The sequence below is a fragment of the Cellulomonas telluris genome (assembly GCF_004886325.1).
In the GTDB taxonomy this organism is placed as follows: Bacteria; Actinomycetota; Actinomycetes; order Actinomycetales; family Cellulomonadaceae; genus Cellulomonas; species Cellulomonas telluris.
This window is the reverse complement of the sequence record NZ_QXFN01000003.1, coordinates 311,213-330,472: the sequence shown is the minus strand read 5'-3', so window position 1 is coordinate 330,472 and position 19,260 is coordinate 311,213. Positions and strand designations below refer to the sequence as shown.

The 19,260-nt window shown below is 75.3% G+C and carries 18 protein-coding genes; 5 read left to right on the top strand and 13 right to left on the bottom strand.

Features of this window, described 5'->3' with window-relative positions:
* Positions 1-181: 181 nt before the first annotated feature.
* The 7 genes from sucD to FB586_RS10385 form a co-directional block, all read right to left on the bottom strand.
* Positions 182-1,069: a succinate--CoA ligase subunit alpha gene (sucD, locus tag FB586_RS10415; protein WP_136519248.1), complete on the bottom strand. Its 888-nt coding sequence runs from the start codon at positions 1,067-1,069 to the stop codon at positions 182-184.
* 38 nt (positions 1,070-1,107) lie between these two features.
* A complete protein-coding gene (sucC, locus tag FB586_RS10410) occupies positions 1,108-2,289 on the bottom strand; it encodes an ADP-forming succinate--CoA ligase subunit beta (protein ID WP_136519597.1) in 1,182 nt (393 codons plus the stop codon).
* 183 nt (positions 2,290-2,472) lie between these two features.
* The gene (locus FB586_RS10405; RefSeq protein ID WP_136519247.1) at positions 2,473-2,823 is read right to left on the bottom strand and encodes a type II toxin-antitoxin system PemK/MazF family toxin; all 351 of its coding nucleotides are present in this window, start codon (positions 2,821-2,823) and stop codon (positions 2,473-2,475) included.
* Positions 2,820-3,050, bottom strand: coding sequence for a ribbon-helix-helix domain-containing protein (locus tag FB586_RS10400; RefSeq protein ID WP_136519246.1), 231 nt, complete (start codon positions 3,048-3,050; stop codon positions 2,820-2,822). The genes FB586_RS10405 and FB586_RS10400 overlap by 4 nt, the downstream gene beginning before the upstream one ends.
* A gap of 56 nt (positions 3,051-3,106) precedes the next feature.
* Positions 3,107-5,665, bottom strand: a complete 2,559-nt coding sequence (pcrA, locus tag FB586_RS10395) for a DNA helicase PcrA (RefSeq protein WP_136519245.1) — start codon at positions 5,663-5,665, stop codon at positions 3,107-3,109.
* Positions 5,666-5,750: 85 nt separating this feature from the next.
* Entirely contained in the window at positions 5,751-6,245 is a 495-nt protein-coding gene (locus FB586_RS10390) for a DUF456 domain-containing protein (protein ID WP_136519244.1), read from the bottom strand.
* A 67-nt stretch (positions 6,246-6,312) separates the two neighbouring features.
* On the bottom strand, positions 6,313-6,657 hold the full coding sequence (locus tag FB586_RS10385; protein WP_136519243.1) for a hypothetical protein: 345 nt from the start codon (positions 6,655-6,657) through the stop codon (positions 6,313-6,315).
* Positions 6,658-6,797: 140 nt separating this feature from the next.
* On the opposite strand from FB586_RS10385, the gene FB586_RS10380 reads away from it, so the two are divergent.
* The gene (locus FB586_RS10380; protein ID WP_136519242.1) at positions 6,798-7,436 is read left to right on the top strand and encodes an HIT family protein; all 639 of its coding nucleotides are present in this window, start codon (positions 6,798-6,800) and stop codon (positions 7,434-7,436) included.
* An 18-nt stretch (positions 7,437-7,454) separates the two neighbouring features.
* On the opposite strand, the gene FB586_RS10375 is transcribed toward FB586_RS10380, so the two are convergent.
* Positions 7,455-8,066 (bottom strand): LuxR C-terminal-related transcriptional regulator, encoded by a 612-nt coding sequence (locus FB586_RS10375; RefSeq protein ID WP_246036729.1) that lies wholly within the window; start codon positions 8,064-8,066, stop codon positions 7,455-7,457.
* A 35-nt stretch (positions 8,067-8,101) separates the two neighbouring features.
* Positions 8,102-9,463 carry an ATP-binding protein gene (locus tag FB586_RS10370; protein WP_136519240.1) on the bottom strand — a complete coding sequence of 454 codons (1,362 nt, stop codon included), beginning with the start codon at positions 9,461-9,463 and terminating at the stop codon, positions 8,102-8,104.
* Positions 9,464-9,623: 160 nt separating this feature from the next.
* Between FB586_RS10370 and FB586_RS10365 the strand changes: the two genes are divergently transcribed.
* Both FB586_RS10365 and FB586_RS10360 read left to right on the top strand, forming a co-directional pair.
* Entirely contained in the window at positions 9,624-11,111 is a 1,488-nt protein-coding gene (locus FB586_RS10365) for a PspC domain-containing protein (protein WP_136519239.1), read from the top strand.
* Positions 11,108-11,497, top strand: coding sequence for a hypothetical protein (locus FB586_RS10360; RefSeq protein WP_136519238.1), 390 nt, complete (start codon positions 11,108-11,110; stop codon positions 11,495-11,497). The genes FB586_RS10365 and FB586_RS10360 overlap by 4 nt, the downstream gene beginning before the upstream one ends.
* Before the next feature lie 84 nt (positions 11,498-11,581).
* Here the strand turns inward: FB586_RS10360 and FB586_RS10355 are convergent, their stop codons facing one another.
* The 4 genes from FB586_RS10355 to guaA all read right to left on the bottom strand — a co-directional run bounded on the left by FB586_RS10355 (position 11,582) and on the right by guaA (position 15,512).
* Positions 11,582-12,049 carry an aromatic ring-opening dioxygenase LigA gene (locus tag FB586_RS10355; protein ID WP_136519237.1) on the bottom strand — a complete coding sequence of 156 codons (468 nt, stop codon included), beginning with the start codon at positions 12,047-12,049 and terminating at the stop codon, positions 11,582-11,584.
* Between the two features lie 214 nt (positions 12,050-12,263).
* A complete protein-coding gene (locus FB586_RS10350) occupies positions 12,264-13,406 on the bottom strand; it encodes a glycosyltransferase family 4 protein (protein WP_136519236.1) in 1,143 nt (380 codons plus the stop codon).
* A gap of 17 nt (positions 13,407-13,423) precedes the next feature.
* Complete coding sequence (locus FB586_RS10345; RefSeq protein ID WP_136519235.1) at positions 13,424-13,876, bottom strand: DUF3817 domain-containing protein; 453 nt, start codon at positions 13,874-13,876, stop codon at positions 13,424-13,426.
* A 49-nt stretch (positions 13,877-13,925) separates the two neighbouring features.
* Entirely contained in the window at positions 13,926-15,512 is a 1,587-nt protein-coding gene (gene guaA / locus FB586_RS10340) for a glutamine-hydrolyzing GMP synthase (RefSeq protein ID WP_136519234.1), read from the bottom strand.
* A 130-nt stretch (positions 15,513-15,642) separates the two neighbouring features.
* Between guaA and FB586_RS10335 the strand changes: the two genes are divergently transcribed.
* The gene (locus FB586_RS10335; RefSeq protein ID WP_136519233.1) at positions 15,643-17,499 is read left to right on the top strand and encodes an ABC transporter ATP-binding protein; all 1,857 of its coding nucleotides are present in this window, start codon (positions 15,643-15,645) and stop codon (positions 17,497-17,499) included.
* Positions 17,496-19,256: an ABC transporter ATP-binding protein gene (locus FB586_RS10330; protein WP_136519232.1), complete on the top strand. Its 1,761-nt coding sequence runs from the start codon at positions 17,496-17,498 to the stop codon at positions 19,254-19,256. The genes FB586_RS10335 and FB586_RS10330 overlap by 4 nt, the downstream gene beginning before the upstream one ends.
* Positions 19,257-19,260: the final 4 nt, after the last annotated feature.

Here is a 19,260-nt window from a genome sequence, read left to right as displayed (position 1 = left end):
GCAGCCGGCGGCGGCGCGTCGCGCGCCGCGCGTGCGGTGCGGGTGCGGTGGGACCCCGTCCGCGGTGCGAGGAGCCGTGGCAGCACGCGGCCCCGGTCCGCTGGTGCGGACCGGGGCCGGACGTGGGTGCCGCCCGGGGGCGGCGGGGTGCTCGCGACGCGGGGCCGCGGGCGTCAGGTGCTCAGGAGAGCAGGGCCCGGGCGAGCTCGGCCGTCTCGGACGGCGTCTTGCCGACCTTGACGCCGGCGGCCTCGAGGGCCTCCTTCTTGGCCTGCGCGGTGCCCGACGAGCCGGAGACGATGGCGCCGGCGTGGCCCATCGTCTTGCCCTCGGGCGCCGTGAAGCCCGCGACGTAGCCGACGACCGGCTTCGTCACGTTCTCCTGGATGAAGGCCGCGGCGCGCTCCTCGGCGTCGCCACCGATCTCACCGATCATGACGATGAGCTCGGTCTCGGGGTCCGCCTCGAACGCCGCGAGGGCGTCGATGTGCGTCGTGCCGATGATCGGGTCGCCGCCGATGCCGACGGCCGTCGAGAACCCGAAGTCCCGCAGCTCGTACATCATCTGGTAGGTCAGCGTGCCGGACTTCGACACGAGGCCGATCCTGCCGGGGCCGGTGATGTCGGCCGGGATGATGCCGACGTTCGACTTCCCGGGGCTGATGAGGCCGGGGCAGTTCGGGCCGACGAGGCGCACGCCCTTGTCCTGCGCGTACGCGAAGAACTCGGCGGTGTCCGCGACCGGGACGCCCTCGGTGATGATGACGACGAGCGGGACGCCCGCGTCGACGGCCTCGATGACGGCCGCCTTGGTGAACGCCGGCGGCACGAAGATGACGGACACGTCGGCGCCCGTCTTCTCCAGCGCGTCGGCGACCGTGCCGAACACGGGCACGTCGACCGTGCCCTCACCGGCGGGGAACGTCACGGACGTCCCGGCCTTGCGGGGGTTCACGCCGCCGACCACGTTCGTGCCGGACGCGAGCATGCGGGTCGTGTGCTTCTGCCCCTCCGACCCGGTCATGCCCTGGACGATGACCTTGGACTCCTCGGTCAGGAAGATCGCCATGGTGGTGTCTGCTTCTCTCGGTTCGTGGGTGGCGGGCGTCAGGCGGCGGCGTGGGCGAGCTCGGCCGCCTTGTCGGCGCCGCCGTCCATCGTCTCGGCCAGGGTGACGAGCGGGTGCGCGGCCTCCGCGAGGATCGCGCGGCCCTCGGCCACGTTGTTGCCGTCCAGGCGGACGACGAGCGGCTTGGAGGCCTCGTCGCCGAGGATCCGCAGCGCCTCGACGATGCCGCGCGCGACCTCGTCGCACGCCGTGATGCCGCCGAAGACGTTGACGAACACCGACTTGACCTGCGGGTCCGTCAGGATGATGTCGAGGCCCGCCGCCATGACGGCCGCGGACGCGCCGCCGCCGATGTCGAGGAAGTTGGCGGGCTTCACGCCGCCGTGCGCCTCGCCGGCGTACGCGACGACGTCGAGCGTGCTCATGACGAGGCCGGCGCCGTTGCCGATGATGCCGACCTGGCCGTCGAGCTTGACGTAGTTGAGGTCCTTCTCCTTGGCGCGCGCCTCGAGCGGGTCGGCCGCGGCCTTGTCCTCGAGGGCCGCGTGGTCCTCGTGGCGGAAGTCCGCGTTCGCGTCGAGCGTGACCTTGCCGTCGAGCGCGACGACCTGGCCGTCCTCGGTGAGGACGAGCGGGTTGACCTCGACGAGCGTGGCGTCCTCGTCGCGGTAGACCGTCCAGAGCTTCTGCAGGACGTCGGCGACCTTCGGCGCGACGTCGGCGTCGAAGCCGGCCGCCTCGACGATCTCCTGCGCCTTCGCGGCGTCGATGCCCGTGCGGGGGTCGACCGCGACGCGCGCGAGCGCCTCGGGGCGCTCGACCGCGAGCTGCTCGATCTCCATGCCGCCCTCGACGGACGCCATCGCCAGGTAGCGGCGCTCGGCGCGGTCGAGCAGGAGGGAGAAGTAGTACTCGGTGGCGATCTTCGCGCCCTCCGCGATCATCACGCGGTGGACCGTGTGGCCCTTGATGTCCATGCCGAGGATCTCGCCGGCCTTCTCGGCCGCCTCGTCCGCGGACCGGGCCAGCTTGACGCCGCCCGCCTTGCCACGGCCCCCGGTCTTCACCTGCGCCTTGACGACCACGACGCCACCCTCGGCCGGCAGCAGCCGCTCGGCTGCCGCACGCGCCTCCTCGGGGGTCGTGGCGACGATGCCGCCGAGCACGGGCACGCCGTGCTTCTCGAAGATGTCACGTGCCTGGTACTCGAACAGGTCCACCTGGTCCGGTTTCCTCTCGTCGACCGCGCGGGCGGCCCGGTGCGGCCGCATCGCCCGGCCCAGCGTATCGCCGGGACCCAGGTCCCTCGACATCGAGAGATGTGGCCGCGCTCACCCGGCGGGCGCGGGTTCGACCGGGGGGACGGGCCCTCGCCCTCGCCCGGGGAGCCCGAGCCGCTGCCCTCACAGCGACAGGTGGAGACGCAGGGCCCGGTCGACGTCGCGCATCAGCACGGGAGGCACCACGCCGACCAGCTCGACGAACCGTCCCACGTCCACCGACCGGACCTGCTCGGCCCGTGCCTTGGAGTCGACCTCGAGGCCCGTGTCGCCGGCGGGGAGGTACGCCTGGAACGGCAGCACGCGTGCCACGTTCGACGTCAGGGGCACGACGGTCACCACCCCACGGCCGGCCGTGAAGGCCGACGTGACCGCGGCCTGGTTGCTCACGACGACGACAGGGCGGGTCTTGTTCGCCTCGCGTCCGCGCGCCGGGTCGAGATCCACCAGCCAGACGTCGCCCCGACGGCTCACTCGGGCGCGCCCTGGTCGAGCCCGTCAGCGACGACCCCGTCCCATGCGACGGCGTCGTCCGAGCCGTCCCACTCGCGGAAGGCCTCGTCGTACTCCTCGACCAGGTTCCGCTCGCGGAGCAGGCGCACCGCCTCGTGCAGGGCGGCTGACCGCGTCGTGCCGTGTCTCTCGACGTAGGCGTCGAGCGTTGCGACGTCGCCCTCCGGGAGGCTCACACTCAGCTTCATACTCGTGATGCTACTCCCGGTACTACCGAGCCGCCGCGCTCTTGCGGTCCGGAGGTCTACAGCTTGGTGACCGGCGAGTACCGCAGCAGCAGGCGCTTCGTGCCGTGCGAGCCGAAGTCGATCTTCGCGACCGCGTTCGCCCCGGCGCCCTCGAGCGCGACGACCGACCCCAGGCCGTAGGAGTCGTGGGTGACCTTGTCTCCGACGGTCAGGTCCGGGACGTCGCCGGTCGCGCGCGGCGTGGCCGACCCGAAGGACGCGCCGGTGCGCGGCAGCGGGGTGCGCTGCTCCGTGCGCACCGGGCCGTTGCCCGATCCGCCGCGCTGCTCGTTCCAGCCGGACCCGCGTCCGCCGCCGGTGCCGAACCCGGAGCCCCAGCCGCCGCGCAGCCGCGACGTCGAGGACTCCCGGCGCCGCCAGTCGACGAGCTCGTCGGGGATGTCGTCGAGGAACCGGCTGGGCGGGAACTCGTTCGGGACGCCCCACGCGGTCCGCACCGCCGCGCGCGACACGTACAGCCGCTGGCGGGCCCGGGTGAGGCCCACGTACGCCAGGCGCCGCTCCTCCGCGAGCTGGTCGGGGTCGGCCAGCGACCGCATGTGCGGGAACGTGCCGTCCTCCATGCCGGTGAGGAAGACGACCGGGAACTCCAGCCCCTTGGCGGTGTGCAGCGTCATGAGCGTGATGACGCCTTGGTCGGCGCGTCCGTCCGCGTCGCCGTCCGCGCCGTCGGGGACGGGGATCTGGTCGGAGTCCGCCACGAGCGAGACGCGCTCGAGGAAGTCGGCGAGGTCGCCCTCGGGGTCGCTCTGCTCGAACTCCGAGGCCACCGCGTGCAGCTCGGCGAGGTTCTCGACGCGTGAGGCGTCCTGCGGGTCCTCGCTCGCACGCAGCTCCGCGAGGTAGCCGCTGCGGTCGAGGACGGCACCGAGCACCTGGGCCGGACCGGCCGTCGCGGCGAGGTCCCGCAGCTCGTCGAGCATCGTGGCGAACGCCGACAGGCCGGTGACGGCGCGCGTGCCGAGGCCCGGCACCTCGTCGAGGCGCGCGAGGGCGGCGCCGAAGGAGATCCGCTCGCGCTCCGCGAACGCGGCGACCATGGCCTCCGACCGCTCCCCCAGCCCGCGCTTGGGCACGTTGAGGATGCGGCGGGTGCTGACGTCGTCGTCCGGGTTGGCGACCGTGCGCAGGTAGGCGATGGCGTCGCGGATCTCGCGCCGCTCGTAGAAGCGCGTGCCGCCGACGACCTTGTACGGCAGGCCGACCCGGACCAGCACCTCCTCCAGGGCACGCGACTGCGCGTTGGCGCGGTAGAAGATCGCGACGTCCCCCGGCCGCACGCCGTCGGAGTCGCCGAGCCGGTCGATCTCCTCCGCGACGAACCGCGCCTCCTCGTGCTCGGAGTCCGCGACGTAGGCGACGATCTGCGGGCCGGCGCCGGAGTCGGTCCACAGCCGCTTCGGCCGCCGGTTCGGGTTCTTCGCGATGACGGCGTTCGCGGCCGACAGGATCGTCTGCGTCGAGCGGTAGTTCTGCTCGAGCAGGATCGTGCGGGCGTCCGGGTAGTCCGCCTCGAACTCGAGGATGTTGCGGATGCTCGCGCCGCGGAACGCGTAGACCGACTGGTCCGCGTCGCCGACGACCGTCAGCTCGCCGCGCTCCACGCCCGCGCCGTCCGCGCCGCCGTCGACGCCGACGAGCTCGCGCACGAGCACGTACTGCGCGTGGTTGGTGTCCTGGTACTCGTCCACGAGCACGTGCCGGAACCGGCGGCGGTAGTGCTCGGCCACCTCCGGGAACGTCTGCAGCAGCTCGACGGTCCGCACGATGATGTCGTCGAAGTCGAGGGCGTTGGCCTGCTGCAGCCGCTGCTGGTAGCGCCGATAGACCTGCGCGAGCACGGTGTCGAAGTCGTTCGCGCTGCCGCCGCCCGACGTCGCGGCGAACGTGTCGGGGTCGACGAGCTCGTCCTTGAGGTTCGAGATCTTCGCCCCGAGCGCCTTCGGCGGGTAGCGCTTCGGGTCGAGGTCGAGCTCGCGGGCGACGAGCGTGATGAGCCGCTGCGAGTCGGCCTGGTCGTAGATCGAGAAGCTGGACCGCAGGCCGAGCGTCGCCGCCTCGCGGCGCAGGATGCGCACGCACGCGGAGTGGAACGTCGAGACCCACATCCGCTGCGCGGAGGGGCCGACGAGCGCCTCGACGCGCTCGCGCATCTCCGCCGCGGCCTTGTTCGTGAACGTGATGGCCAGCACCTCGCCCGGCCGGGCGCGGTGCGTGGCGAGCAGGTGCGCGATCCGGTGCGTCAGCACGCGGGTCTTGCCCGACCCGGCGCCGGCGACGATGAGCAGCGGCCCCCCGGCGTGCAGCACGGCCTCGCGCTGCTGCGGGTTCAGCCCCTCGAGGAGGGCCTCGGCCCGCGCGGCGTCACGCTCGGCGCGGGCCCGGACCGCGGGGTGCTCCTCCTCGGCGTCGTCGCCGCGGGGCGGGACCACGAGCGGCAGGCCGGACGACTCACCCGCGTGGGAGCGCGCGACGGCGGCCCGCGCGTCCGGACGGGGGCGCGGGGTGGCGCCGGCGGGGACGGGCAGGGAGAGGCTCTCGAACAAGGACGTCATGACCCCACCAGGGTAGGTCTCCCCACCGACACGGCGGACCGTGCGACCACCGCCGAGGGCCGGCGGAGCGGTCGGCCCGAGGCCGTCAGCGGAAGATCAGGCCGAGCACCCAGGCGCCGACGACGAGCATGGCGCCCGCGAGCTCGACGAGGATGGTCAGGCCGGTGGCCTGCAGCGCGCGCACGGTCGACCGCCACGCGGTGGCGTGGTCGCGCAGGCGCACGCGCTCGGCCGCGTACACGCCGCCGACGAAGAACAGGAACAGCCCCACGACGGGGACGACGAAGAACCCGACGACGCCCGCCACCGCGCCCAGCACGAGCGTGCGGTTCGGCACGCCGCCGCGCTGCAGATGGCGGCCGGCGAGCAGGTACTTGACGACCTGCGCGACGGCGGTGAGCACCACCGCGGCGATCGCCACGCCCCAGCCGAGCCCGGTGCCCTGCAGGACGCCCCACAGCACGACGGCCCCCGCGACGAGGAGGGCGCCGGGCAGCACCTGCACCACGACCCCGACGAGGCCGACCACCACGAGCAGGCCGGTCAGCAGGTCGAGCTCGGTGCCCCAGTCGATCGTCACGGCGCCGACCGTAGCGGCCGCCGCGACCGGTCGCCCGGCAGCGATGGCGAGGCGACCCGGCGGGACGTCACCAGAGGACGGCGATGGCCACGTTCAGGGCCGTCAGGCCCGCGATCGCGCCGAGCCAGCCCGTCGTCACCTTCTCGCCCCGGCGCCGGCCGAGGACGACGAGCGCCGTGACCGCGAGCGCCACGACCAGCTTGACCGCGATCTTCGTGTTGTCGACGTCGCGGTCGACGACGTCCGCCGAGGCGAGGCCGGTCAGCAGGATGCCGGTGAGCAGCGCGGTGAGGATGCCGTGGAACACCCCGGGGTTCAGGGTCGCCTTGCGCATGCCGGCGAGGGCACCGCCGAAGACCATGGCCCATCCGAGCAGGTGGAGCACGACGAGGATCCCGTAGACGACGTCCATGCGGGCCATCCTAGGCGAGCGGCACCCCGTTCTGACACGACGTCAGATCGGGCGGTACCGACCACAGACCGCACCGGGACCACTACCGTCTCGGACGGCCCGCACCGCCGCGAGCCCGACCCGACCCGACAGGAGCCGACGTGGTCAGCAGCGCACAGGGACGGGCGCGACGTGAGGCACGCCTCGACGGCGCGGCGATCGCCGAGCGCACGCGCGTGGCGGCCGGTCCGGACGGGCGCCCGTCGGTCGGCGACGTCGCGACCTGGAACACCTTCCCGTTCGAGCGGGACGGGCTGCGGGTGCGCTCCCTGGCGGACCCCGTCGTGCCCGAGCCGCCACGGTCCGGTGAGGACCCGACCGCGTGCCGCGCGTGCGCCGCGCCCGACGCGGCCTACGCCTGGACGGACGACAGGTGGCGGTTGAAGGCGCCCGAGCGCGTGCAGCTGCCCAGGTTCGTCCTGGAGCCGCGCGTGCACGTCGACCTCGGCGACCTCGACGAGGACGGCGCCGGCGCGCTGGGCCGCATGGTCGTCCGCGTCGAGCGCGCCCTCGCCGCCGTGCCGGGCGTCGGCCGCGTCCACGTGCACCGGTGGGGCGACGGTGCGGCGCACCTGCACGTGTTCTTCCTCGCCCGGCCCGAGGGCCTGCTGCAGCTGCGCGGCCTCACGATGCCGGTCTGGTCGAGCCACCTGCCGGCCCTGCCCGACGACGAGTGGCACGCCATCGTGGCCGCGGTCGTCGCCGGACTCGGTGCGGGCGGCGCCGCCACGTCGGCGTAGCACGGGTGCGGGAGGGCGTCAGAGCAGCCGGCGCGCCGCCGCCCACCGCGTGAGCTCGTTGCGGTTGGACAGCTGGAGCTTGCGCAGCACCGCGGACACGTGGGTCTCGACGGTCTTGACGGAGATGAACAGCTCCGCCGCGACCTCGCGGTACGTGTACCCGCGTGCGATGAGCCGCATCACCTCGCGCTCGCGCGCCGAGAGCCGGTCGAGCTCGTCGTCGCCCGTCGCGACGTCGCCCGCCGCCGCGCCGAACGCGTCGAGGACGAAGCCCGCGAGCCGCGGCGAGAACACCGCGTCGCCGCCCGCGACCCGCAGCACCGCGTCGGAGAGCGCCGCCGGGTCGATCGCCTTCGTCACGTAGCCGCGCGCGCCGACGCGGATGACGGCGACGACGTCCTCCGCCGCGTCGGAGACGGACAGCGCGAGGAAGCGCGTGCCCGGCACGTCCACGCAGCGCCGCACGACCTCCGCGCCGCCGCCCCCGTCGCCGCCGGGCAGGTGCACGTCGAGCAGGACGACCGGCGGCGCGAGCTCGTGCACCACACGCACGGCCTCGTCCACCGTCGAGGCCTCCCCCACGACGCGCACGCGGTCGTCCAGGGACGCGCGCACCCCCGCCCGGAACATGTGGTGGTCGTCCACCAGCACGACGTCGACGGCGTTCACGCGTCCTCCTGCGGGTCGGTGCGGCGCTCGGCCGCGGGGTCGGGGGCGGCGGGACGGGCGCCGGCGGCGTCGGCGGACGGCGCCGTGCCGCCGACGGGCATGCACAGGTGCACCTCGGTGCCGCGCTGCGGGCTGCTCGTGACCCGGGCGGTGCCGCCGCGGCGGCGCACGCGCCCGATGATCGACTCGCGCACGCCGAAGCGGTCCGAGCCGACCGCGTCCAGGTCGAACCCGTCGCCGCGGTCGCGCACGAACACCTCCACGACGGACGGCCCCACCTCGAGGTAGAGCGACACCGGCGGCCGGCCGTGCACGACGGCGTTGACGAGGGCCTCGCGCGTCGCCTGCAGCAGCGCCTGCGTGTCCGCGTCGGGCACGCGGTCGCCGACGACCACGACGTCGACGGCGACGGGCTCGCCGGTGGGGCCCGAGCGGGAGTCCTCCACCTCGGCGACGACGGCGCGCAGCGCCGCGGCCAGCGACGTCCCCGGCTCGTGCCGGTCGTCGTAGAGCCACTCGCGCAGCTCGCGCTCCTGCGCGCGCGCCATGCGGGCCACCTCCGCCGGCTCGTCGGCGCGGGCGCGGATGAGCGCGAGCGTCTGCAGCACCGAGTCGTGCAGGTGAGCGGCGATGTCGGCGCGCTCGGCCTCCCGCGCGCGGGCGGCGCGCTCGTCGCCGAGCTCGCGGACCAGGCGCACCCACCAGGGCGCGAGCACGAGCCCGACGCCCAGCAGCACCGCGAGCGCGCCGATGCCCGCCTGCACCATGAGCGCGGGCTCGACGCCCCGCCCGACGCTCTCGCCCACCAGCAGCAGCACGCCGGCCGCGGCGAGCAGGACCCCGCCGATCAGGCGCAGCACGCTGATGCGCCGGCGGTCGCCCTGCCGGCGCTGCACGGCGTCGAGCTGGCTCCAGGCCAGCCCGAGCCCGACGAGCACCAGGAGGGCCGGCAGCACCCACGTCGAGTCCACCTCCGCGCCGAGCCGCATCGCGACGAGCACGCCCGCGGCCAGCACGAGCAGCGCCCCCAGGGCGAGGTCGGCGAACGGGACCCTGCGGCTCTCGCCGAGCGTCTGCCGCCGGGCGAGCCGCTGGAGCGCGCTCGGGCGGGAACCCGCCGCGTCGGTCGCCGGGTCGCCGACCGGCACGGTCAGCCACCAGAAGACGTAGAGCACCAGGCCGATGCCCGCGACCGGCACGAGCGCCACGAGCGCGACGCGGACGACCACCACGGGCAGGTCGAGGTGCGCGGCCAGCCCGACGGCCACGCCCGCGAACCAGCGCCCGGAGTCGGGGCGCCGCAGGGGCAGCCGCGCGGGCGCCGCCGGGACGGCCGAGGGTGCGGGTGCGGTGCTCACGCCCCGATCGTCACACGTCCCGCGCCCCCGGCCGACCCCCGTCCGGGCGGGTCCGGGCGCAGATCAGGGGTGCCGGCACCGCAGACCCGGGTGCGGGCCAGGGTCGGCTCAGGGACGACCCCCGATGCCGGCGCGCCCCCCTCGGAGTCAGGATCGAGCCATGGACACGCAGACCCCTGCCGGCGGCGGCGCCGGCACCCCGGGCCCCGGGCCCGGCACCGGCCCCGGCCCCGCGGCCGGCGCCCCCGACCCCGCGACCGGCGGACCCCGGCCCTCCGGTGCGCAGGGCTTCTGGGACGGCGTGCGTCGCACCGGCCTGTACCGGTCCGACGACCGCTGGATCGGCGGCGTCGCGGGCGGGCTCGCGGCCCGCCTCAACGTCGACCCGCTCCTCGTGCGCGGCATCCTCGCCGTCACGTTCCTGCTCGGCGGGCTCGGCCTGCTCCTGTACGGCGTCGCGTGGGCGCTCCTGCCGGAGCAGCGCGACGGGCGCATCCACCTCGAGCGCCTCGTGGCCGGGGACGGCGACGTCGCGCTGCTCGGCGCGCTCGCGTTCGTGCTCGTCGGTCTCGCCCGCGGCGACGGCTGGTGGTGGTTCTGGGACGGCACCGGCTGGTTCTCCGGCCTGCTGTGGCTCGCGTTCGTCGGCGGTCTCGTCGCGCTCGTGGTGCTCGCGGTGCGGCGTCGTCCGCGCGGCCCGGTGCCGCCGGGAGCGTGGACGCACACCGGCCCCACCGCGGGCGCGCCGTACGCCCCGCCGTACACGCCCCCCTACCCGGCGGCGGGTGCCCCCGCCGCACCGGCGGCTCCCGCCTGGGCCGCACCGACCGCCCCCGGCGAGCGCGTGACCGCCCCGGCACCCCCGCACCCCGCCGGCGGGTGGACCCCGCCTCCCGCGCCCCCCGTCGGCGGCTGGGCCGCACCGCCGGTGCCGCCCGTGCCGCCCGCACCGCCCCTCCCGCCGCGACCCGCGCGCCCGCCCCGCAAGGGTGCGGACGCCGCCACCGTCGGCGTCGTCGTCGGCCTGAGCGTCCTCGGCCTCGCCGTGCTCCTGCTGGGCGAGCGGACGGGCACCTTCGACGGCCCCGTCGGCCTCACCGCGGGCGGCGTCGCGCTCGTCCTCGCCGGTCTGGGGATCGTGACCCTCGGGCTGCGCGGCCGCACCAGCGGCGTCGTCGGCTTCCTCGCGGTGGTCGCGGCCCTCGTCTGGGTGCCGCTGGCACTGGTCACCCAGGCCGACCGCGAGGACTGGTGGGGCAGCCCCGCCGAGTTCCGCGGCGAGCGCATCGACGCGGTGATCACCGCACGCGACGAGGCCCAGCGCGGGTTCGACCTCGGCGTCGGCACCGGCACGGTCGACCTCACCGGGGTCCCGCTGGAGGGCGGCCCCCTGCACGTCCCGCTCTCGCTCGGGGCCGGCGACCTCACGGTCGTGGTGCCGACGGACGCGGCGGTCGAGGCCCGCGTGTCCGCGGGCGTCGGGTCGGTCGTGTGGGAGCTGGACGGCGAGCGTCGCTCGCAGGACGGCGTCGGCATCGGGGACATGACGTTCCGCGACCAGGACGCCTCGGCCGGCGAGCCCGACCTGGTGCTCGACATCAGCTCGGGCGTCGGCGAGGTCCGGATCATCGAGGAGGACGCAGCATGAGCACCGACGAGACCCGGCCGCTCCCGGTCGACGAGACCCAGCCGCTGCCGGTGGACGCGACGCGGACGCTGCCGGCCGACACCGGCAGCCGCCCGGCCGCGGGCACGGGCCGCACGGCCGGCGCGGACTCCATCGGGGACGAGACGCAGGACGAGGCGAAGGACGCGACGGAGGCCCGGCGCGACCGGGTCCGCGTCGGGACGGTCGTGTGGGGCGTGGTCATCGCGCTGCTCGGCGTCGGGGTCCTGCTGGTGGCCGCCGGCTACACGATCGACCTCGAGCTCGCGGCGATCGGCCTGCTCGTCCTGGCGGGCCTGGGGCTGATCGTCGGGCCGCTGGTCGCGAGCGCCCGGCGCCGCGGCGCGGACGACACGGCCCGACGCTGACGCCCCCGCCCCACCGGGCGAGCGCGCACGCAGGAGGGCCGGTACCCCGGACGGGGTACCGGCCCTCGCGCTGTCCGCGGTGCGTCAGACGGTGACGGGCTCCGCGGCGTCGAGCACCGGGGCGTCGACGCGGGCGGCGATCCGCCGCAGCGCCTCGCCGACGACGATGAACACGACGCCGAGGCCGAAGACGAGGAGCGCGACACCGAACGCGACGATCGACGTGAACAGCGAGGCCCGCAGGAACGAGCCGTTCATCATCGTGTCGCGGACCGGGTCCTCGCGGTCGAGCTGCGAGTACGTCTTGCCGCCCGAGGCGTCCAGCGCGTGGTGGTTGATGATGTCGGCCTGCGCCCACGCCTCCCACGGGGTGTCGACCAGCTCGCCGGCGAACATCGAGGCGTCCTCCGCGACGGTGATCTGCTCGTTGCGCAGGTTGCCGGAGACGAGCGCCCACGTGGCCGTGCCGGCGACGGCGAAGATCACGCCGAACACCATCACCACGACGGCGAGGGCCTTGAGGTGGGCGGGCTTGCGGACTGCTGCGGACATCGGACTCCCCGATCCTTCTGTGTCTCCCCGAGAGCGGGTCCGTCCCCCTGGCCGGTCCCGGTGAACCGTTCGGCTCACGTGACCACTCTGACCCCGCCCGCAGCGCCCGCCGTAGGACCCTGGTCCCCCGTTCAGGACCGTCCGGGCGCCGTCCCGCGTCCCGTCACGCCGGAACCGGGACCTTCGGCCTGACCTGCGAAGACGCGCCCGGGACCTAGGACCCGGGGCCGGCGAGGACGGCCGCGCGCGCGTACTCGGCGTCGGCGGCCGCGAGGACGTCCGCCCACGCGAACGCGGGCCGCACCGCGCGGTTGTGCGCACGCATGCGCGCGAGCAGGGCACGGTCCTGGGCGAGCAGCACGACGGCGGTCGCCATCTCCGCGTCGTCGGCGACGAGGAACCCGTCGAGCCCGTCCGTCACGAACTCCCCGATCCCCGTGCCGGTGTGGGCGAGCACGACGAGTCCCGCGGTCCGGGCCTCGAGCGCCGCGATGCCGAACGCCTCGAGCCGCGCGGGGGCGAGGAAGACGTCCGCGTCGACGTAGGCCGCACGGACCTCGTCGCGGGAGAGGCGGCCGGGCAGCTCCACGACGTCGTCGAGCCCGAGCGCCCGCACGCGTGCGGAGAGCGCGTCCCGCAGGGGGCCGTCCCCCGCCACCGTCAGGTGCAGCGCACCGGGCGGCAGGCGCCGCGCCGCGGCCGCCACCACCTCCACGAGCGGCACCGCACGCTTGCGCGGTGCCAGACGCATCGTCGCGACGAGCCGCAGCGGGCCGTCGTCCTCGGCACGGGCGGACGCCGGCGCCGGCGCCCACCGGTCCGCGTCGATGCCGTTGGGGACCACCGCGACGTCCGCGCCGGCGAACAGCTCGCGCACGCGCTCCGCCGCGGCCGAGCTGACGGCGCTCAGCGCCGCGCGCGGTCGGGACCAGCGCGTCCGGGCGACGAGGTGCGCGGCGGGTGCGGCGACGCCGTCCAGCATGCAGTGCCACGTCACCGCCGTCGGCAGGCCGGCCGCCATCGCGAGCCGCGCACCGTCGAACGCGAACGGCGAGAGCACCCCGGCGTGCACGTGCACGACGTCGGGACGCAGGTCCGTGTACGCGTCGCGGAGCAGCCGCGGGCCCGCGAGCGGGTTGACGGGCAGGTCGAACGGCAGGCGCGCGCCGAGCCGGTGCACGTGCACACCGTCCTCGACGTCGACGACGCCGCCGCGCTCACCGCCCTCGCCGAGGGTCGCGGTGAGCACGTGCACCTCGTGCCCCGCGGCCGCCTGGTGGCGGGCCAGGTCGCCGACCTGCGTCTCGATGCCGCCGGTACGCGGCGCGAAGCAGTCGGAGACGTGGACGACCCGCACGCGTCCGGCCGTCCGGCTCAGGCCGCCGCGCCCGGGGCGGGGCGCGCGGACGCCGCGGCGTCGATGCGCGCCTGCGCCTGCGCGTGCACGCGCCGCTCCAGGACGAACGACATGACGGGCACGACACCCGCGAGCGCCATCGTGACGAGCCGGCCCAGCTTCCAGCGCAGCGTCGACCAGAGGTCGAACACCGTCACCAGGTACACGACGTAGACCCACCCGTGGACCATCGCGATGATGCGCGCGGCCTCCGAGCGCGGGTCGCCCTCGACGTTGAAGCCCGGCACCTGCAGCACGTACTTGAGCACCATCTCGACGCACAGCAGCAGGAGCATCACGCCGGTCACCCAGGCCATCACCCGGTAGCGCTTCAGCGACCCGGTGGCCTTGCGGACCCAGGTCGCGGTGGACGCCGCCCGGGGGTCGGCGGTGGCGCTCGTCGCGGTGGCGGGGTCGGGCTGGGTGGTCACGTCGTCCTCTCGTCGGTCCGTCGGGTCGCCCCGGGGGTGCCCGTGCGGGTCACTCCCACTCGATGGTGCCCGGCGGCTTGCTCGTGACGTCGAGGACGACCCGGTTGACCTCGGGGACCTCGTTGGTGATGCGCGTGGAGATGATCTGCAGGACGTCGTACGGCAGACGCGTCCAGTCGGCCGTCATCGCGTCCTCGGACGAGACGGGCCGCAGCACGATCGGGTGGCCGTAGGTGCGGCCGTCGCCCTGGACGCCGACGGAGCGCACGTCGGCGAGCAGCACGACGGGGCACTGCCAGATCTCGCGGTCCAGGCCGGCGCGCGTGAGCTCCTCGCGGGCGATGGCGTCGGCGGCGCGCAGCGTCTCCAGGCGCTCGGCCGTGACCTCGCCGACGATCCGGATGCCGAGGCCCGGGCCGGGGAACGGCTGGCGCCAGACGATGCCCTCGGGCACGCCGAGCTCGAGGCCGACCGCGCGCACCTCGTCCTTGAACAGCGTGCGCAGCGGCTCTACGAGCTCGAACTGCAGGTCCTCCGGCAGCCCGCCCACGTTGTGGTGCGACTTGATGTTCGCCGCGCCCTCTCCCCCGCCGGACTCGACGACGTCGGGGTAGAGCGTGCCCTGGACGAGGAACTTCACGGTCTCGCCGTGGGCGCCGGCGTCCTCGACGACCTCGCGCGCGGCGTCCTCGAAGACGCGGATGAACTCGCGCCCGATGATCTTGCGCTTGGTCTCCGGGTCGCTCACGCCGTGCAGCGCGTGCAGGAACCGCTCGCGCGCGTCGACGACCTTCAGCTGCACGCCGGTCGCCGCGACGAAGTCCTGCTCGACCTGCTCGGCCTCGCCGGAGCGCAGCAGGCCGTGGTCGACGAACACGCACGTGAGCTGGTCGCCGACGGCGCGCTGCACGAGCGCGGCCGCGACCGAGGAGTCGACGCCCCCGGACAGGCCGCAGATCACGCGCGCGTCGCCGACCTGGGCGCGGATGCGCTCGACCTGCTCGGCGATGACGTTGCCGGGGTTCCAGTCGGGTGTGAGGCCCGCACCCTTGTAGAGGAAGTTCTCGAGCGCCTTCTGGCCGAGCGGCGAGTGCTTGACCTCGGGGTGCCACTGCACGCCGTACAGGCGCCGCTCGCGGTCCTCGAACGCCGCGACGGGGCTGCCGGAGGAGGTCGCGAGGACCTCGAACCCGGGGGGTGCGGCGTGCACGGCGTCGCCGTGGCTCATCCACACGGTCTGCTGCTCCGGGCTGCCCTCGAGGACGGTCCCCTCGGCGGCGACCTCGACCGCCGTGCCGCCGTACTCGCGCTGACCGGTCTGCGCGACCGTGCCGCCGAGGGCCTGCGCCATCGCCTGGAAGCCGTAGCAGATGCCCATCACGGGCACGCCGGCCTCGAACAGCTCGGGCCCGACGAACGGGGCGCCCGCGGCGTACACCGACGACGGGCCGCCGGACAGGATGATCGCGGCCGGGTCCCGGGCGAGCAGGTCCTCGACGCTCGCCGTGTGCGGCACGATCTCGGAGTAGACGTTCGCCTCGCGCACCCGCCGCGCGATCAGCTGCGCGTACTGGGCGCCGAAGTCGACGACCAGGACGGGGCGGTGGGTGGTGGCGGGCTCGGGGGGCTGCGTCACGGGACCCAGCCTAGTTGCGGTCCGTGCACGGCCGGGACGGACGGCCGGTGCACGCGGGCGGCTGGGGGGCGGCGTGGGCCACGGAAAAGGGCTTCCCCCGGTGTCGGTGGCCGCCCGTAACGTGAGGCGGGTGCGTTCGCTGCCCCTCGCCGACCCCGGCACCCCGCCCCTGCGCGGCCCCGTCGCCTACCTGTGGTGGATCGCCCGCCGGCAGTGGGGCATCCTGCTCGCCGCCGTGCTGTGCGGCGTCGTGGTGTTCGCCTGCCAGGCGTTCCTGCCGTACCTGACCGGGCAGGCCATCGACGACGGCCTGGCCAACGGCTTCGGGCCGGGCCTGTTCCGCGCCACGGGGCTGCTGCTCGTGCTCGGCCTGGTCAGCGCGGCGGCCGGCGCGTTCGGGCACCGCTACGACGTGCAGAACTGGCTGCGGGCCGCGTTCACCACCTCCCAGCTCGTCGGGCGCACCGCCGCACGGTCGGGCCCCGCCATCACGGCCGAGCTCCCCACCGGTGAGGTCGTCTCGGCGGTCGCCAACGACGCGCTGCGCGTCGGCGAGGTGTACGCGACGCTCGCGCGGTTCGTCGGCTCGCTCGTCGCCTACGGCGCGGTCGCCGTGCTCATGCTGCGCGTGTCCGTGCCGCTCGGCGTCATCGTGCTCGTCGGGCTGCCGACGGTCGCCGCCGTCCTCGGCCTGCTCGTCAAGCCGCTGCAGCGTCGTCAGGCCGCGCAGCGCGAGGCATCGGGACGTCTGACGACGCTGGGCGCCGACACCGTCTCCGGGCTGCGGATCCTGCGCGGCATCGGGGGCGAGGAGGTGTTCACGGGGCGCTACCGGCAGCAGTCGCAGCTGGTGCGGCGCCGCGGCGAGGAGGTCGCCGTCCCGCAGTCCTGGCTCGACGCGCTCCAGGTGCTGCTGCCCGGGCTGTTCGTGGTCGCGCTCGTCTGGGTCGGCGCGCACATGGCGCTGGAGGGCACGATCACGCCCGGCGAGCTCGTCACCACCTACGGGTACGCCGCGTTCCTCGCCTGGCCGGTGCAGAACGCCACGATGATGCTCCAGGCCACGACGCGGGCCGTGGTGGCCGCGCGCAAGGTGCTGGCCGTCCTCCGGGTGGTCCCGTCGACCGGCGCCCGCCCCGGCACGGCGGCGGTCCCGCCGCCCGGGTCCCCCCTGGTCGACGAGGTCAGCGGCGTGACGCTCGAGCATGGCCGGGTCGTGGCGCTCGTGAGCGCGGACCCCGACGAGTCGGCCCGCATCGCCACGCGCCTGGGCCGGTTCGACGACGAGGCCGAGGCGGCCACGCCGGTGCGGCTGGGCGGGGTCCTGCTCGCGGACCTGCCGAAGGACGCGGTGCGCGAGCGGGTCGTGGTGGCCGAGGCCATGCCGCACCTGTTCTCCGGTCCGCTCGCGGGCGAGCTCGACGTGCGCGGCGCCGCGACCCGCGACGACCTGCTCGAGGCCGTCGCGCTCGCCGACGCGCACGACGTGCTCGACTCCGTGCCGGACGGCCTCGACGGCGAGCTGCCCGAGAAGGGGCGGTCGCTGTCCGGCGGCCAGCGCCAGCGCGTCGCCCTCGCGCGGGCGCTGCTCACCCGCGCGGAGGTCCTCGTGCTCGTCGAGCCGACGAGCGCGGTCGACGCGCACACCGAGGCCCGCATCGCCGCCCGGCTCGCCGACGCCCGCCGGGGCCGCACGACGCTGGTCGTGACCGCGAGCCCGCTCGTGCTCGACCACGTCGACGAGGTGCAGCTCGTGCGCGACGGCGTGCTCGTCGCGCGCGGCACGCACGCCGAGCTGCTCGACGGCGCGGCCGGCCGTGCGGTGGCGGCGGAGTACCGCCGCGTCGTGGGCCGCCGGATGGACGACGACACGAGCGTCGAGGAGGCGTTCGAGGTGCAGGACGAGTCGGTCCCGGAGCCCGCCCTCGCGCGCCCGGGCAGCCCCGAGTGCGGCACGGACGAGAAGCACGGCGGAGGTGAGGCATGAGCACGGCCACGACGCTGCCCGTCGCCGACACGGCGGTGGTGCGCCGGTACGCCGGCGCGCTGCTGCGCCGCAACGGGCGCCCGCTCACCCGCATCGCGGTGCTGCACACGCTCGCCGCCGTCGCCGGCCTGGCCGGTCCGCTGCTGCTCGGGCGCCTGGTCGACGCGGTCACCACCGGCACCACGGCCCGCTACGTCGACACGCTCATCGTCGTCGGCGTCGTCGCGGTGCTGCTGCAGACCGGGCTCATCCGGTACGCGCAGCGCGCGTCGATGCTGTTCGGCGAGGAGGTGTTCGCCCAGCTGCGCGAGGAGTTCGTCGACACGGTCACCGCGCTGCCGCTGTCGACGGTGGAGCGGGCCGGCACGGGCGACCTGGTCGCGCGCACGACCAACGACGTGAACAAGCTCCAGCACGCGGTCCGCTTCGGCGTGCCGCGCGTGATCGTCGCGGTCGTCACGATCACCCTCACGGTCGCGGCGTCGCTCCTGCTGTCGCCGCTGGTCGCGCTGGCGCTGTTCGTCGGCGTGCCGACCATGCTGCTCGTCGTGCGCTGGTACCTGCGCCGCGCCACGCCCGCGTACGTCCGGGAGGCGGCCACGTACGCCGTCCTCAACGGGACGATCACGGAGACGGTCGAGGGGGCGCGCACGGTGGACGCGCTCGGGCTGACGTCGCGCCGCACCCGGCGGATCGACGCGGACCTCGCCGACGCGTTCGCCGCCGAGAAGGTCACGCTGCGGCTGCGCACCGTGCTGTTCCCGGCGATCGACCTGGCGTTCGTGCTGGCCCCGGTCGCGGTGCTCGTGTGGGGCGGCTGGCTCGCCGCGCAGGGGCAGGTCTCGCTCGGCGTCGTCACCACGATCGTGCTGTACGCGTACCAGATGGCCGGGCCGGTCTGGGAGCTCATCTTCTGGGTCGACGAGATCCAGGTCGCCGCGACGGCGCTGGCACGCATCGTCGGCGTGCAGCTCGTCGCACCCGACCGCGAGGCGACCGGGGAGCGCCCCACGGACGAGCGGATCGCCACGCGCGGCCTGCGGTACGCGTACCGCGAGGGCCACGACGTCCTGCACGGCATCGACCTCGACCTCGCCCCGGGCGAGCGGCTCGCCGTCGTGGGGCCGTCCGGTGCCGGCAAGTCGACCCTCGGCCGGATGCTCGCGGGCATCCACCCGCCGACGGGCGGCACGGCGACGGTCGGCGGCGTGCCGCTGGTCGACCTGCCGCTCGACGAGCTGCGCCGGCACGTCGCCCTGGTCACCCAGGAGCACCACGTGTTCGTCGGCACGCTCGCCGACAACCTCCGGCTCGCCCGGGTCGGGGCGGACGACGCCGACCTCGAGCGCGCGCTGCGCGCCGTGGACGCGTGGGACTGGGTCCAGGGCCTGCCCGACGGCCTGGCGACCGAGGTCGGGTCCGGCGGCACCCCGCTGACGCCGGCGCAGGCGCAGCAGGTCGCGCTCGCGCGGCTGGTGCTGCTCGACCCGCACACGCTCGTGCTGGACGAGGCGACGTCGCTCCTGGACCCGCGGGCCGCGCGGCACCTGGAGCGGTCGCTGTCGGCGGTCCTGGAGGGCCGCACGGTCGTCGCGATCGCGCACCGCCTGCACACCGCGCACGACGCCGACCGCGTCGCCGTGGTCGACGGCGGCCGGATCAGCGAGATCGGCCCGCACGAGGAGCTGGTGGCCGCGGGCGGCGAGTACGCCGCGCTGTGGCGCTCGTGGCAGCACGAGTCCGCCGAGCAGGGCTGAGCGG

Excerpts from the sequence above, each read along its gene's own strand:
- FB586_RS10365 (WP_136519239.1), top strand. The coding sequence starts at position 9,624 with ATGGACACGCAGACCCCTGCCGGCGGCGGCGCCGGCACCCCGGGCCCC.
- FB586_RS10330 (WP_136519232.1), top strand. The coding sequence starts at position 17,496 with ATGAGCACGGCCACGACGCTGCCCGTCGCCGACACGGCGGTGGTGCGC.
- FB586_RS10355 (WP_136519237.1), bottom strand. The coding sequence starts at position 12,049 with ATGTCCGCAGCAGTCCGCAAGCCCGCCCACCTCAAGGCCCTCGCCGTC.
- FB586_RS10360 (WP_136519238.1), top strand. The coding sequence starts at position 11,108 with ATGAGCACCGACGAGACCCGGCCGCTCCCGGTCGACGAGACCCAGCCG.
- sucD (WP_136519248.1), bottom strand. The coding sequence starts at position 1,069 with ATGGCGATCTTCCTGACCGAGGAGTCCAAGGTCATCGTCCAGGGCATG.
- FB586_RS10400 (WP_136519246.1), bottom strand. The coding sequence starts at position 3,050 with ATGAAGCTGAGTGTGAGCCTCCCGGAGGGCGACGTCGCAACGCTCGAC.
- pcrA (WP_136519245.1), bottom strand. The coding sequence starts at position 5,665 with ATGACGTCCTTGTTCGAGAGCCTCTCCCTGCCCGTCCCCGCCGGCGCC.
- FB586_RS10385 (WP_136519243.1), bottom strand. The coding sequence starts at position 6,657 with ATGGACGTCGTCTACGGGATCCTCGTCGTGCTCCACCTGCTCGGATGG.
- FB586_RS10375 (WP_246036729.1), bottom strand. The coding sequence starts at position 8,066 with ATGTTCCGGGCGGGGGTGCGCGCGTCCCTGGACGACCGCGTGCGCGTC.